16 protein-coding genes are annotated in these 13779 nt (G+C 49.4%); 4 read left to right on the forward strand and 12 right to left on the reverse strand.

Going from position 1 to position 13779, the window contains the following annotated elements; translation table 11 throughout:
• The first annotated feature begins 237 nt into the window (after nucleotides 1-237).
• Nucleotides 238-960, forward strand: coding sequence for an SDR family oxidoreductase (locus tag B2751_RS00255; RefSeq protein WP_064299880.1), 723 nt, complete (start codon nucleotides 238-240; stop codon nucleotides 958-960).
• 69 nt (nucleotides 961-1029) lie between these two features.
• On the opposite strand, the gene B2751_RS00260 is transcribed toward B2751_RS00255, so the two are convergent.
• The 3 genes from B2751_RS00260 to B2751_RS00270 form a co-directional block, all read right to left on the reverse strand.
• Nucleotides 1030-1548, reverse strand: a complete 519-nt coding sequence (locus B2751_RS00260; protein WP_290771972.1) for a hypothetical protein — start codon at nucleotides 1546-1548, stop codon at nucleotides 1030-1032.
• A 326-nt stretch (nucleotides 1549-1874) separates the two neighbouring features.
• Nucleotides 1875-2201 (reverse strand): hypothetical protein, encoded by a 327-nt coding sequence (locus B2751_RS00265; RefSeq protein WP_290750408.1) that lies wholly within the window; start codon nucleotides 2199-2201, stop codon nucleotides 1875-1877.
• Between the two features lie 154 nt (nucleotides 2202-2355).
• Nucleotides 2356-3360 carry a helix-turn-helix transcriptional regulator gene (locus tag B2751_RS00270; protein WP_290750405.1) on the reverse strand — a complete coding sequence of 335 codons (1005 nt, stop codon included), beginning with the start codon at nucleotides 3358-3360 and terminating at the stop codon, nucleotides 2356-2358.
• 113 nt (nucleotides 3361-3473) lie between these two features.
• On the opposite strand from B2751_RS00270, the gene B2751_RS00275 reads away from it, so the two are divergent.
• Nucleotides 3474-4325 (forward strand): alpha/beta fold hydrolase, encoded by an 852-nt coding sequence (locus B2751_RS00275; protein WP_290771975.1) that lies wholly within the window; start codon nucleotides 3474-3476, stop codon nucleotides 4323-4325.
• Here B2751_RS00275 and B2751_RS00280 read toward each other — a convergent pair.
• Entirely contained in the window at nucleotides 4313-4981 is a 669-nt protein-coding gene (locus tag B2751_RS00280; protein ID WP_214853785.1) for a hypothetical protein, read from the reverse strand. The genes B2751_RS00275 and B2751_RS00280 overlap by 13 nt on opposite strands.
• Before the next feature lie 146 nt (nucleotides 4982-5127).
• On the opposite strand from B2751_RS00280, the gene B2751_RS00285 reads away from it, so the two are divergent.
• On the forward strand, nucleotides 5128-5664 hold the full coding sequence (locus B2751_RS00285; RefSeq protein WP_290750396.1) for a flavodoxin family protein: 537 nt from the start codon (nucleotides 5128-5130) through the stop codon (nucleotides 5662-5664).
• A gap of 79 nt (nucleotides 5665-5743) precedes the next feature.
• The gene (locus B2751_RS00290; protein WP_290750393.1) at nucleotides 5744-6061 is read left to right on the forward strand and encodes a hypothetical protein; all 318 of its coding nucleotides are present in this window, start codon (nucleotides 5744-5746) and stop codon (nucleotides 6059-6061) included.
• 40 nt (nucleotides 6062-6101) lie between these two features.
• Here the strand turns inward: B2751_RS00290 and B2751_RS00295 are convergent, their stop codons facing one another.
• The 8 genes from B2751_RS00295 to B2751_RS00330 form a co-directional block, all read right to left on the reverse strand.
• Nucleotides 6102-6404: a putative quinol monooxygenase gene (locus tag B2751_RS00295; protein WP_214853777.1), complete on the reverse strand. Its 303-nt coding sequence runs from the start codon at nucleotides 6402-6404 to the stop codon at nucleotides 6102-6104.
• On the reverse strand, nucleotides 6401-6766 hold the full coding sequence (locus B2751_RS00300; RefSeq protein ID WP_290771978.1) for a YciI family protein: 366 nt from the start codon (nucleotides 6764-6766) through the stop codon (nucleotides 6401-6403). The genes B2751_RS00295 and B2751_RS00300 overlap by 4 nt, the downstream gene beginning before the upstream one ends.
• A 93-nt stretch (nucleotides 6767-6859) precedes the next feature.
• The gene (locus B2751_RS00305) at nucleotides 6860-7321 is read right to left on the reverse strand and encodes a general stress protein (RefSeq protein ID WP_035407992.1); all 462 of its coding nucleotides are present in this window, start codon (nucleotides 7319-7321) and stop codon (nucleotides 6860-6862) included.
• Nucleotides 7322-7407: 86 nt separating this feature from the next.
• Nucleotides 7408-9081, reverse strand: coding sequence for an FTR1 family iron permease (locus tag B2751_RS00310; protein WP_290771998.1), 1674 nt, complete (start codon nucleotides 9079-9081; stop codon nucleotides 7408-7410).
• On the reverse strand, nucleotides 9065-10297 hold the full coding sequence (gene efeB, locus B2751_RS00315) for an iron uptake transporter deferrochelatase/peroxidase subunit (RefSeq protein WP_396210752.1): 1233 nt from the start codon (nucleotides 10295-10297) through the stop codon (nucleotides 9065-9067). The genes B2751_RS00310 and efeB overlap by 17 nt, the downstream gene beginning before the upstream one ends.
• A 2-nt stretch (nucleotides 10298-10299) precedes the next feature.
• Nucleotides 10300-11118 (reverse strand): iron uptake system protein EfeO, encoded by an 819-nt coding sequence (gene efeO / locus B2751_RS00320; RefSeq protein WP_290771981.1) that lies wholly within the window; start codon nucleotides 11116-11118, stop codon nucleotides 10300-10302.
• Between the two features lie 134 nt (nucleotides 11119-11252).
• Nucleotides 11253-12956: a DUF2339 domain-containing protein gene (locus B2751_RS00325; RefSeq protein ID WP_290771984.1), complete on the reverse strand. Its 1704-nt coding sequence runs from the start codon at nucleotides 12954-12956 to the stop codon at nucleotides 11253-11255.
• Between the two features lie 136 nt (nucleotides 12957-13092).
• The coding region (locus B2751_RS00330; protein WP_290771988.1) for a C39 family peptidase at nucleotides 13093-13779 on the reverse strand (687 nt) is incomplete at its 5' end.

Consider the following 13779-nt stretch of genomic DNA (forward strand, 5'->3'; position numbering starts at 1 on the left):
CTGGATATAACGCTCCAGTGTATTAAAACGTACCGCACCTTCCTCATGCAGCTCGTACAAGATCATCACTTTCCACTTGCCTTGAATCTGACGCATCGTCGCATCGAACTCATTTAGATACGGCATACCGTTCCCTCCCTTACCAAAAGGTAACCGACTGACCTAAAAGTGCGTACTTCTCGGATTGGTTTCCCTCTGTTATCTTCAATTTATCATATCAAATAAGGAGACGATATCATGAAAACAGGATTCATTGCCATCACCGGTGCTACGTCAGGAATCGGGCATGCGATTGCACGAACGTTCATTCAGAAAGGGTACCGCGTCTTATTGCTCGGACGACGAATTGATCGTCTGGCGAGCCTTGCTTCAGACGATGTCTTGATTCGCCAAGTCGCAGCCACCGACCGAGTTGCCCTCGATGCTGCTTTAGCAGACGCGACGGAAGCGTTCGGACCGGTCGAAGCCATCATCAATAATGCGGGTCGGATGTTACTCGGTCAAATCGAGACACAAGATGCGGAAGAATGGGAAGAGATGTTTGATGTCAACGCGCTCGGTGTCTTACACGGGATGCAAGCTGTCCTTCCCTCGATGGTGAAACGGAAGACCGGCACGATCATCAACATCAGCTCGATTGCCGGTAAAAAGACGTTCGCAGACCACGCCGCGTACGTCGGCACGAAATTCGCCGTCCACGCGATGAGTGAGAACGTCCGAGGTGAAGTCGCGTCCCATGGTGTCCGCGTCATGACGATTGCACCAGGTGTCGTCGAGACAGAACTGCTCGGTCATACGACAAGTGACGCTATTAAGGACGGCTACAACGAATGGAAACAGTCGATTGACGGTGGACTCGATCCGCAAGTCGTCGCGGACACTGTCTTATTCGCCTTCGAGCAACCGCAACATGTCAACATCCGGGAAATCGTCTTAGCCCCGACGAAACAACTCGATTGACGAAAAAACAGATCGAAATGTTTGGAAGTAGATGTACTTCCGAGCGCTTCGGTCTGTTTCATTCAAGCGTTACTTTGCTAAGTGACTCTGTTCAATCGTTTGAAAGATCGATTGATAGATCTTCAGTTGCTCTGAACGATTCGGTCGTTCGATTCCCTCACCAAACAACCAGGTCGTCTCTTGTGTATCGTCATAGAGCATACCAGCCGCAAACGTCGGATTCGGCACCGAGATGCTTTCCTCATAGGATAGACTCGGATCAAGAAACGGTTCGATGGATTTTTGAGAGCCGATAAGGAAAAAGGGAATCTGCGCCTTCCGGTAGACGGTGGCATAGTCACGTCCCGCTGCCTGATGTAAGTACTCCGGCATAATCATGACGGCGTCGTATCGTCGCAAATCTCCTTTGATTTCCTGCAGATCAATCGAGTGAAAGTCCGGTGATCGCGTAAGAATTGGAGCCGTTCCGACGACGGCGATGGTGAAATCGATGGTACTGGCTTTTGGCGTCAACGTCGATTTTTTCAACATACACACGGTAAGCAGTAGACTGAGTGCAAGTAAAGTCATGACGGTTCTTTGTCTCATCTGTCCCTCCATGATTTCCTGATATTAGGTCTTTCACCTAGTTTCTTTATACCATAAAAATGTGTGGCGTTATGTTTTCGAACAATAGGGAAATCGCGTGAATAAAGTACCAACAGAAGCCAATAAAAAAAGACTCCCTGATTGGAGTCTCCTTACTTTTCAGCATCGATTTTCGAAGCTTTTTTTGCAATGACGACAATAAAGACGATGGCACCGACAGGAATCACGAGCGGCATCCAGTCGAGGATATACTGTGCGTTCATCGTATCCCCCCTTACCTAGCAAGCTATAATCGTAGCATATGCCAATTGCTGGGGAGTTGCAAGTCACAGTCGGGGTAGAAGCGCGTAGGCAACTGAATAATAGATCAAAACACTTGTTGAAAGCATATACCCGATGAATAAAAGGGGGGTAAATTTAGGTTTCATGCGCCGTTCGATCAAACGTAGCGATCCGATGGTGACAACAAGAGCGATAACCGGACTGAATCCGAACGCGACGATGTCGAGTGATGTCATGACATCTTCTGGTAACACGAAATGAAAGACAAAAAGTGAGAATAAGTACCAAGATGTATAGGATAAACAAACGAAGAACAGGAAAGCACCTAATTTCCGCATCCCGTTTGATCGGCTTTTTTCCATCTGTTGCATGTCGTTCCTCCTACATAAGTATCAGATACCTATAATAGTAACTGGAACTATTCGCTTAAAATATTCAAATATGAATATCCGACAAAAAACGACATTTTTTTATTCCGTAATTAAAAAAGCAAGATCCATGGTCAAATGAACCTTGCTTTACCTCTTAGAGAGCAGGTGTTTCGACTTGGTACATCGTCGCAAGACCCGCTACTTTATTCTTGAATGTCTCTCGGCGTTCGACGGGTGCGATGATTTCTGCTTGGTTGCCGAACTGGATCAGCCACATCATGAAGCCGTCAGAAAAGAGCGCATCGACCTTAACCTCGAACCAGAGGTCATCGAGACGGCGACAACGGATATCGGTCCCGAACCGGTCAACGACGGTCGGCATCAGACTCTCCTGGAATTTAAGCGTCAATTGCTCGTTCTCTCCTCCATACATGTTGAACATATTACTTAAGTAACTTGGCTCGACATAGACCGGTTCTTCCATCGGTTCGAATGCTTTACAATCAACGATTCGATCGACCCGATACGTTCGAACCTCTTTGATCCGTTCGTCTCTTCCGATCAAATAGTAATTTCCGTTATCCATCAATAGATGTGCTGGTGAAACGAGATAATGCTCGCCATCCTTGCGTAACTCGAACTTTCGCGTCCGTTCGTTGAATTTCCCTTGGTACTGGAAGCTGATGACGAAACCTTCACTGATTGCTTTCTGAATCGTATCGATTGAGCGGGATGTCATCCCTTTTGGTTTTTTGACAGTATGTAGGACCGGCTGAAGTGACTCCGCCATCTTATCACTCGTCAGGGATTGAAGCGTCTTGACGAGAGCTGTTGTCTCACTTTCCGAGATGAACTTCGCACTAGCGATGGCATCGACGAGCAATCGGAGCTGATGATGTTCAAAAGGACGACTGACGAGATGATACGGAATGGCAAGTCCATTCTTCGTCTCTTCCGCCACGACGTCGAAGCCTGATTTAGCAAGTGCTGCAATATCATCCTTTAACGATTTTCGGGATAGCTTCTCGATTAAGCCTCGTTTTGAGAGTTCCATGCTTAATTCCTCAAGCGTCAACGTATGATCTTCATCCGACTGACGTTCGAAGATTTCTCGTACAGCAAGTAAGCGGTCACGGTTTGTTAATTTTTCGTTTGACACTACGCATCCTCATTTCCTAAGTCACAATGGTTTGGTTATACTTTACAGTATACATGAAAAAGAAAATTAGATTAACAATAAAATGGTAAATATTAAGAGATAGGAGAATTTGGATGCATTGTATCGCAGAATGGAACGGTCAGCGCTTTGATTACCGGGATAGCGGAAGCGGTCCCGTCATTCTTTTAATTCATGGGACGCAGTCGGATTATCGGGAAATCTACCATGTCGAGAAATTGATTGCTGCAGGGTATCGTGTCATCGTACCATCGCGTCCGGGGTATGGGCGAACACCACTTCAACTCGCAGATAATCCAGAGGCGCTCGCGACATTTTACGCCGGGTGGCTCGCATCCCGTCAAATCGAACACTATACCGTTTACGGCATCTCAGCCGGAGGACCGACGGCGATCGCCCTTGCCGGAATGGATACGGGCGTTCATGCCCTCGTCTTAGCATGTGCGATGACGCATCGGATTTCACTTCCTTATCATCGCCTACTCATCCAACCGGTCTTGCAGCGTCCCTTGCAGTTCATTCAATGGGGGATTTGGGCGTATGTGAAGGATAAAATTCGGAAGTTTCCTGAAGAAGCGGCCGTCCGGATGGTCGAGATGACGAGTCTCTTACCACGCGAAACAATCCGTACTCACATCAGTGAGACGGATGCTTCGTTGTTATATGAGGTCGGTCTTCAAAATGGTCCAGGACGGGGTGTGTTATTCGATATCACGCAAGACTTAGGACAAGAGCGACTCGAAGCCGTCACGTGTCCGGTTTTGATCGTCCATTCAAAGTCAGACCGTGCTGTTCCGTTCGAACACGCGGAATACGCTCGACGAAGCATTCCGCATGCACAGTTCATCGAATCGAAGAGCCCCGGTCATCTCATTTGGATTGGTCCATCCGCGCGTCGGGATGAACGCATGATTGAACGCTTCATCGCTTTCAATCAGATGACTTGAAGCCGAAGCCGCATCTTCAACTTCTCGTCGTCCTCTTCGATCGCAACCAGTCCCCGGTTCTTCAGTTCACCGATCGCACGACGTGTTCGATCTTGATTGAGGCGGGCACAGCGGGCGATCTCGGCGATCCCCATTCGGCACGATAATTGATTGGCCTTGATTTTTGATGAAGGCTTCGCGACGGAACGTTGTAAAAGTCGCCAAAAGACGTGTCGGGCATCTTCCGACAAGGCGTAGGCGTTCTTCTCGATCACCGGTGGCATATAGCGGACATCTTCTCGAATTCGGCGAATCAGATAAAGACTGAGCCATTCTTCGAGTTCCGCTAGAATCCGTGAGAATTCGAACCACCAGAGCTGCTCGAGTACCTCTTCTTCTTTCGTCGCCAGTTGCCAATTAGCAGGAATCTCATCAAATTCTTCCTCGAGCCAATCTTCGTAATCGAGAGCCGTCTCATATAAGACTTGTGACGGAACCTGTTCGAGCGACGTCCGATGTTTATAGATATCAAAGCTCATCCGCCGAAAATGTTCGACGGATGCAGCCACTTGGCTCAAATGAATCAATTGTTTCGTAATCAGCCGCGCCAGTCCATCCATTTCGAGGTGGATGGCATATAAGTGTTTTTCTAGCGCAATGAGCGTACTTCTCTCCATTCGACTGTTCCTCCCCCATTTGTTTTTTCGTCTTCTTGTCTTTTTCCGCAAAACCCTTATTCAAAACCAATTGTGAGCATATCGGTGTATTGACAGTGAAGTTTGGAATAGAATAAAACAATCGAATTCAAAAGGAGATGCACGATATGTATACGATTTATGGTAGCTCACGTAAAGGAAACAGTGAATGGCTCGGTGAACAAGCGTTGAAAGGCATCCGTCATGTGGCTGTCGATTTGGCGAACGTCTCGATTCAGCCGATTGAAGACCGCCGTCATCATGGTGGCTTTTTGCCGATCGGTGATGATTATCGCCGAATCGTCGAAGCGATGCTTGAACACGATGACATCTTGTTCATCACACCGATTTACTGGTACTCGATGTCGACGAAGATGAAATTATTCATCGACCGATTCAGCGAGTCACTTCGCGACGAAGAGCTCGACTTCAAAAGCCGAATGGCAGGGAAACGATTCCACTTGATTGCCGTCGGTGGAGACGATCCGCGCATCAAAGGACAGGCACTCGTCACCCAGTTCAAGCATATCGCGTCGTTCCTCGGTGCGACGCTTGAGACAACGATTCTTGCCGAAGGGAATGCACCGGGTGAGGTCGAACACGATCAAGAAGCAATTGTGGCCATCGAGGCGTTTCGCGAAAAAATGTCAGGTGCACGTGTTTAAGCACGGATCTTGAAGGGAATTATCTGAAGCAGAGCGCACGACTGTCTAGCGTACGACTCAATTCAGGAGGTGGTCAGCCATGTTCGCATCTAAAAAACGATCGAATCGCAAGTGGAAACAACTGACTTCACGCCAGCATATCCTTCATCTTGAACATTTGTATCAATCTCGCGAAGAGACGATTGTTCGTGATCGCCTCTCCTTGCAACACATCATGGAACGTGCAGTCCGGACCGGACAGACGGTCCACGTCCGATTGAAACAACTGGATATGGTATCCGGTTCAATCCAAGCGATTTTTCATGACCGTGGAACGATTGAACTCGTCACATCGACAGGTATGCGCCGAATGGTACGAGCGTCAGACGTCATCGATATCAAGTGGAAAGCAACCTAACAGCATTCAACCCCTTCTCGATGAGAGAAGGGGTTTTGATTTATATGAGTCCTTTGCCACCGAGCGGTTGATCTTCCAGTACACGTTCAACATGTTCAAGTAACGGACGCGCTTGCGTAATCAAGTGCTGCGTCACCGGTAAAGTTAAGGATGCTTGATGAGTAGCCGAATCCGTCCAAATTTCGCGAACATGCAAAACATCTGGCTCGTCAGAACGGCTGATGATGTAGTGCAGGCAGCCCGGATGCGTCGCAAGAGAAGCCGCAGCTTCAAGCAACAGGGCAATGACGTTGTCGCGTTGTCCGTTTTGAGTCGTAAATGTCGTCCATAATCCATACATCATGAGGTACCTGATAACGGTCGAACTTCCGCTCGCCAACCGTAAGATTCCCCTTCTGCGACTTGAGTCGTCGGATGAAGGAAAGCTAGTTCCATCGCATGATCTAAATCACGTGCTTCAAAGACGATCAAACTGCCGATTTGCTCCCCACTCGAGCGATCTGGTTCATCATTCGTCTGCACGGCACCATCTCGCCAGTAAAGTGCTTGTGTCGCTAGACCCGGGTGCCAGTCTGATAAAACGTTCACTTGTTTATTAAAGGTGTTCATCAACGCATCACAACGCGACATCAAGGCGTCAATCTCTTCCTTCGATAAAGCATCCATCTGGTCTGCATCGTAATAGCCAATATATAAGAATTGCATCATCTTTCCTCCTTTCATCCTTTCCATTCCCTTCCAAGAGAAGGTTAAACAAAAGCCTCCTGTCTCTATACTGAGAAACAGGAGGCTTACGTATCATTCATCTTTTAATTTGACATTTTGATCGGCTGGTAATGTTGTTGTCGTTTCCTCATCTTCGAGTTTCGGGACGCCAGCACCATAATCGGTTGCTTCATCCGCCACATACGATGCCGCAAACGCTGGATTCAGTAAATCAGACTTCGAACCGACGATGACAATCCGACCGTGTCGGACTTCATCTTCTAGGTCCTCGGCGACATCCTTCGTCATACCAAGCTCGGACAACTGAGCGATCCGGTCTTTCCGGTTACTCCGGACGGCTGATAATAAGGTCTCGAAGAACGACTTCTTCGTCACGCGATACGGTAACGTCTGCGTATCGTTCGCGATGCGTTCCGCGAGTTCTTCGTCTTTCGCAAAGATGTAGATCTGTTTATTCGAATAACCACTTGATTTAAGGCTCGTCACTTCTGCGTCGACAGCGGTCATGTTTCGTACGATGCGCGTTTCAAGCATAAAAATCCCTCTCCTTCATGCAGCAAGCTGCTGATAAGAAGTTATACCCGAAACATAATAGTTAAAACCTGAAATTGAAAAATGGATTAAGCAGCCGTCTGGATTGCTGCTGTGCGTCGTTTTTGCCAGATCGTAAACATCGCAATCAAAATCATCAGGACGACTTGCGGGATGAGTGTCTCGATCGTCGGATAGAAGCCGATCCAGCCGGCGGTTCCGAGTCCATTGATCGGATGGATCGGTAAGACGTTTGTCAGTAGCAACGCGTGCAGACTCGTACCAAGAATCTTGAATGCCATCAGATAAATTAACCAGGATGCGACTTGGAACAAACGATGGATCGGTAAACGAACACCGATCTGGATGACCGCATACGAGACGAGTCCGATGATGACGATTGCAAGACCAATCCCGGACAACAAGGCAGTCTTCGTCATCGCTGGTGCCATTCCGATGTAGAATAACAACGTCTCGGCACCTTCCCGGAAGATCGTCAAGAAACTGACGAAGAACAAGGACGTCGTTGAGAGCGTCGACAAAAAGTGTTTGCGTTTCGCGACGGCGCTTTTCGAGTGCAACCAGTAGCCGACGAACAGCATGACGACGACCGCGACGATTCCCGTATAGCCCTCGATTTGTTCGCGACCTGTTGCTGCGAATGAGGCTTGAAAGACTGTCTGCAGGATGAGGGCTAACAGACCACTTGCGATCAGACCAAGCCCGGCACCTGCCCAGACCTTACCTTCTTGTTTGGTTCGGCTTTTCCGTGCGAAGGCAACAAGTGCACTGACGATTAATAATGCTTCCAAACCTTCCCGGAGCATCACGAGCATCGCGTCGATGAACGTATAATGCGTCTTTGTTTGTAATTGTGCAATAGCATTCTCGAACGACTGGAGTTCTTGTGCCGTCTTTTGCCGAGTTTCCGGCGTCAGCCGAGCAAGTAGCAGGGGTACGTCTGATTCAAGCTGGGAATAGAGACCTTCATTTCGTGTCCGGACCTCGCCTTCGGCTCGCGGCCAGGTCTTCAGAAACGATTCGAGTGCCAGCTTCGCTTGGGGCAAATCACTTGCTGCAAGCGCGGTCTGCGCCTCTTCAAGCGGTGTCAGCAGTGACTGCAGTCCTGTTTTCTTCGCTTGGACTTGTTCTCCGTCGAGGAAGGACTGGACTGCATTGTCGAATTGATCAAGTGCCGCCTTCCACTCCTTCGTATCCGCAGGCTTTCGCGCCGCGGCGATCCGAATCGACGCAAGCGCCATCTCGATGTTGCCATAGTGACCGATACTGTCATTACGGACAAGACTTTCGTGCGTTGCCCATGCGGTCAACAATCGTTGTTCCGCTGCCGGACGATCGCTCGCTTTGACTTGACGCATCTCTTTTGTCAACGAAAGCAATTGCTTCACCTTTGCTTTCGCAACCGGATCTGTCTTCGGTTTCGTGGCTTCTTCCTGCTTCCGGACGGCAGCAGAGAGTGCCGTCAGTTGCTCGCGGACTTCAGGAAACGTTGCCGATCGTTTTGCATCGACCTGTTTGACGGCTTTCGTGATTGCCGCTTGTTGATCAGGTAAATCTTGAGCAGCTTGCCCTAATTCATCGATGGCTTGATTCAGTGCCGCGCGATCTTCACTTGCGATGGCAGACAGGGCTTGTCCGATTGCGACATAGAGATCATCCGTCGAAGCAGCATGGACAGGCACCGCGTGTTGACAAGCTACAAGGAGTACAAGTAAAAGGACAAGATTACGCAAATAACGCATCACCGATGTAGCCTCCTTTCGAGATCCCACCGAAGCAGGCGAAAATGGCACTTCCACGGTGCGTGATGTATTCATTCAGTCGATCCTGCGCGGCAAGACGGCGCTGAATCGCGATGAATTGTTTTGGCGAACGCTGATACGATAAAAAGAGTAGTCCAGCATCGAGGGCACCTGTCTTCTCATCAATGCCGTCTTGATAAGAGTAGGAACGGCGTAGGATCGCTGTCTTCCCGTCTCCATGCGCGACAGCGGTATGCGAGTCAACCGGTAAGGCAGCTTCGCCACGAGCTTGTCGTTTCGCTGGGGTGACGGAAGCGAACTCGTCTGTTGAGCCGAGCGGTGCCCCGGAAGCACGTTCGCGTCCGAAAGTCCGTTCCTGTTCCTTCAGGATCGTCCGGTCCCAAACCTCGAGATGCATCTGAATGCGGCGGACGACGAGGAACGAGCCGTTCGTTAACCACGGCGTCCCGTCCTGCCACTGACAAAAGAGCGATTCTTTCCGGACTTGTTGCTTCGAGACGTCGGGATTTCCCGTGCCGTCCTTGAAGCCGAATAGATTGCGCGGCGTCCCGCCAGAGGCATCTGCTGCTTTACTGCGCTGGAAGCCAGCTTGCGACCATCGCATCGAGACCGTTCCGCGCCCAACACGGACGAGGTTACGAATTGCATGGAAGACGACTTGCGCATCATCACCGCAAACTTGAACGACAAGGTCACCTCCGCCCCATTTTTCATCTAAACGATCGAGATCGAACGTCGGCAACGGTTTAAGCGCCTCCGGTCGTTTATGCTGAATACCAAAGCGACCGTCAAACAGACTTGGACCGCACCCGAACGTAAACGTCAAATGACCGGCAGATAATCCGTCCGCTTCCCCCGTATCTTCCGGTGGGACGTAACGGGAGTCGGAATCGCCATATGGTAACCCAGCCGCAAGTCGGGCACATAACCGTGTCCAGCGTTTTAATAAATCAACGAGTTCATCGCGTCGCTCCGTCTTGATATCAAACGCTACGACTTGGACGTGGTTTTGTGGTGGTGTCAAAATGCCTGCTTGATACGTCCCGTAGAACGGCTCTTGATCACTTGCTTCAACAGTTAATGTCCGCGGAAGAAACTTCTCAAGACCACTGGCATACAGGGCGGCCCCGAGACTCGTCAAGCCTGCGACCTTCAGGACATCCCGTCGCGTGACGCCTTCTTGTATTGGTTTCATGCTTATCCCTCCAGTACGATGCCCATCTTCGAGAGCGGTTCCGCGAGTTCATTGATTGCGACACTCATCTGTTTGACGTCTTGTTTCGAGAGACTCGTGTAGAGGACATACCCGTCACCCTTTTTCTTCGCGTCAAGTAATGCATGGACATCCTTGAAGCGAGCAGCGATCTCTTTTGATAACGTCGCATCTTGTTTCTTCAGCGCCGGGTTCAACAGGTCATAGATTTTTTCAGCCCCCTCGACGTTTGCTGCGAAGTCATATAAGTCCGTATGCGAATAACGGTCTTCTTCGCCTGTCACTTTTGACGTCGAGACTTCGTTTAATAGATCCGTCGCCCCCGTGACGAGTAGTTCCGGTGTCACCTCGACCGTCTCGACCTTCGCCCGCAGTAAATGAACGTCTTTCATCAATTGCTTCGCGTACGCTTCATAGCCTTTTGTCGTTCCCTTTTCAAACAACCCTTGTTCGATCCGGTGGTAGCCACCCCACTCCGACGCTTTGACATCGCCTGCTCGCGCATCGATTTTCGGATCGAGATCACCGAACACTTCCGCAATCGGTTCCGCGCGTTCGTAATACATCCGCGTCGGTGCGTACAATGCTTTCGCTTCTTTCAGTTTGCCCGCTTGAACGGCATCGGTGAATTTTTCTGTCTCACGAACGAACGTATCGATTTCATTGATTGCATACGTCCGGTAATCGGTGACGACCTGATCGAAATTCTCCTTTTTCGGTGCTGGTTTCTCCGCTTGTTTGGCTTCACTACAACCCGCTAAGACGACCGCGAGTGCGCCTGTCATCAACAATGCTTGTTTCATCTATCGTTCCCCCTGTAAATGGTTAAGTCAGTTCCTTCATCAGTATAGACGACAATGATAATCGTTATCAATAAAAATTTTTGCGTAATAAAAAAAGCTTGAATTAGTCATTTTTGACCAATCCAAGCGCTTTGTCAGGTATTTTTTTTTCGTTTTTTGAAATAGGTCCGTGAAATTATGAACGTGACAATCCCAAAGCCAATGAAGACGAACGCTTTTTGGAACAAGGTGAGGAATGACAAGTCAAACAATAAAAGCTTGACGGCACTGATCGTCAGGAGCAACAACCCGGATAACCGCCATGTCGACGACGTCCGCATCCGACCAATCGCGACGAGCACGAGGGCAAGGACGATATAAGCCGCGGATAACGTCGTACTACGCGCTGTCTCTTCAAGACCGCGATAGAACGGTAACTCCATGATGATCAACGTATAGGTCGTAAAAACACCGATCGCCGCTAGGACAAGTACGAGTTGCCACGACCCTTTCCAGCCCGGATCACGATGTGTCTGAACGAGGAGTAAGACGAACGCCGTCGAAGCTAGGATCATCGCTAGAACGGTCAAGGCGTAGGACAAACCTAGGTTTTGGTAGGTTTCATAGTCAACGACAGCCGAGAAGATGAAGACGACATACAATCCGACGTTAAATAACCGTTGGTGTGGCATCCGCGCTCGTGGAACGAACCAGAATGCAGCGATTAATCCAGCAATCAAAAAGTAGCGCAGTTGATACGTCCAGCTGAGGGCATCTGCCGGAATCAAGAGGACGGCGACGAGTAAGGCGACGTGACCGACACCGTTTTGAGCGGAATCCTTCAATCGTTCAGCGAGCAGGTAGGCAGTGCCAGCGAACAGAATCGCGATCAGCGTACCGAACGACCAGTCAAGGATCAGTAACGTCAGTAAGACGACACCCCCAGCGAGCCAACTTGGGACGTTCTTCTCAAACTGAATCCGTTTTCCGACGAAGGAAGTCGCACCGTAGCCGAAGAATGTCGCAAGTAAGAGTGACCATTCATCAAGTCGTGGTACCTGTTCATCAAGCCAGTAGAGCTCTAACGAGAGTAGACCGAACGCGAGTGCGATCGTAAAGATCATCCAAGCGAAGACAAACGCTTTTTTGGCCTTCAGTCGGTCAACCGCAAAGAAGATCGCTGCGAACAAGACGACTTCGTACAATAAGAAGAGCGGTAAGTTCGGGTCGTCCGATAATTGTAGATACGGTAATAAGAAGCCGGTGATGGATACGAGGACAAGCAAGGCTTGCGATCGCATCCAGAGCATCAGACCGTACGCGATGAAGACGACGACGAGCTCAAGTAAGAAGGCTAAAGATGGTGGATAGAATTGATATAAGGCCATCCCGGCGAACAGTGCCGCCAAGGCGACGATCGTACCGGTCGCGACGAGTCCGACCCCGAGCTCACGTCGTTTCTTCTCATACTGGTATTCTCCAAGGGCGATGACGAGTAAACCGATCAATACCCCACTTCCGATGCGGACAGGCGGACTGATCAGACCGGCAACCGAGGCGTAGGAAAAGAGGAACAAAGCCCCAAGTGCGGCGAATATTGCTCCAATTCGGGGTAACCAGACAGTTGCGATGACCTGTTCCCATTCTTCGCGGGAGCGCTTTTCCTTAAATGTTGGTGGAGGAACAACCGGTTTTCGTTTCGTATAAGCAGGGCGCGGAGCTGGGCGAGCGACTGTACTTACTTCTGGTTCGCTCGGTTCAGGGGCGACAGGCGAAGTGTTCTGTCCTTCAAGGACAGACACGCGTTGGCGTAACGCTTCGACCTCCTGCTCGAGACGCGTGATCCGTGGATCTTCCATCTCTTCACTTCCTTTCGTGGATACATTGTCATTCTTTTACACACGTATTAGTTGAACTCCTTCATTTTACAGTAGATTTTGCTTTCGTACGCCTGAAAATAAAAAACCGGTCGCGTGGAAGCGACCGGATGAGGATTTAACGAACAGATAACGCATATTGTCCTGTCTGATTGAAGACGGACGTGAACTGCGAACGACTGACACTATACTTGCCACGATATGGATCTGAAACGTAGAACGAACCGCTCGAGACACCCGTCACAAGCATGACATGATAATTACGGTACCCTGTGAATGTTTTACCGTCTGGTTTAATCCAAGAGAAATAACCGTATGGATTTTTGAAATCGACCGTTGCCCAGACGATGACCGGGTTTCCGCTACGGATCTCACTCTCAATCTTTGAAACACCTTGTTTTGAGATATCGACGGACCCGCTGCGGTATTTTTTCGCAAGTGGTAGGATTCCTTTCGGATAGATTCCCCAGTTCTTGTAGTAGTCGAGCGTTCCAGCGGGATTACCTGTGAACATCTTTTGTGGATCTGCCCAGTAATACTTCCCGTTTTTATACGTCGCGTTCTTCATGCTTTTCGGCATTTGATTATAGAGTGACGCAGGAGAAACCGCTTTTTTCTTATATTCGAGTGCCATCTTCAACGAGACGAACTCACAGCCAGATGGATACCCGAGTGAATACTGGTTGTAGTACGGAACGTTTAACTGCTTCGTCGTCGTCGATGGTTTTGACTTCGAAACGTATTGCGTCGAGATATAGCGGTAGCTTCCCTTGTAGAGAATCCGTGTCCAGCTCCCTGACGTGCC

The sequence above is a fragment of the Exiguobacterium sp. UBA6282 genome, assembly GCF_002440475.1.
Classification (GTDB): domain Bacteria; phylum Bacillota; class Bacilli; order Exiguobacteriales; family Exiguobacteriaceae; genus Exiguobacterium_A.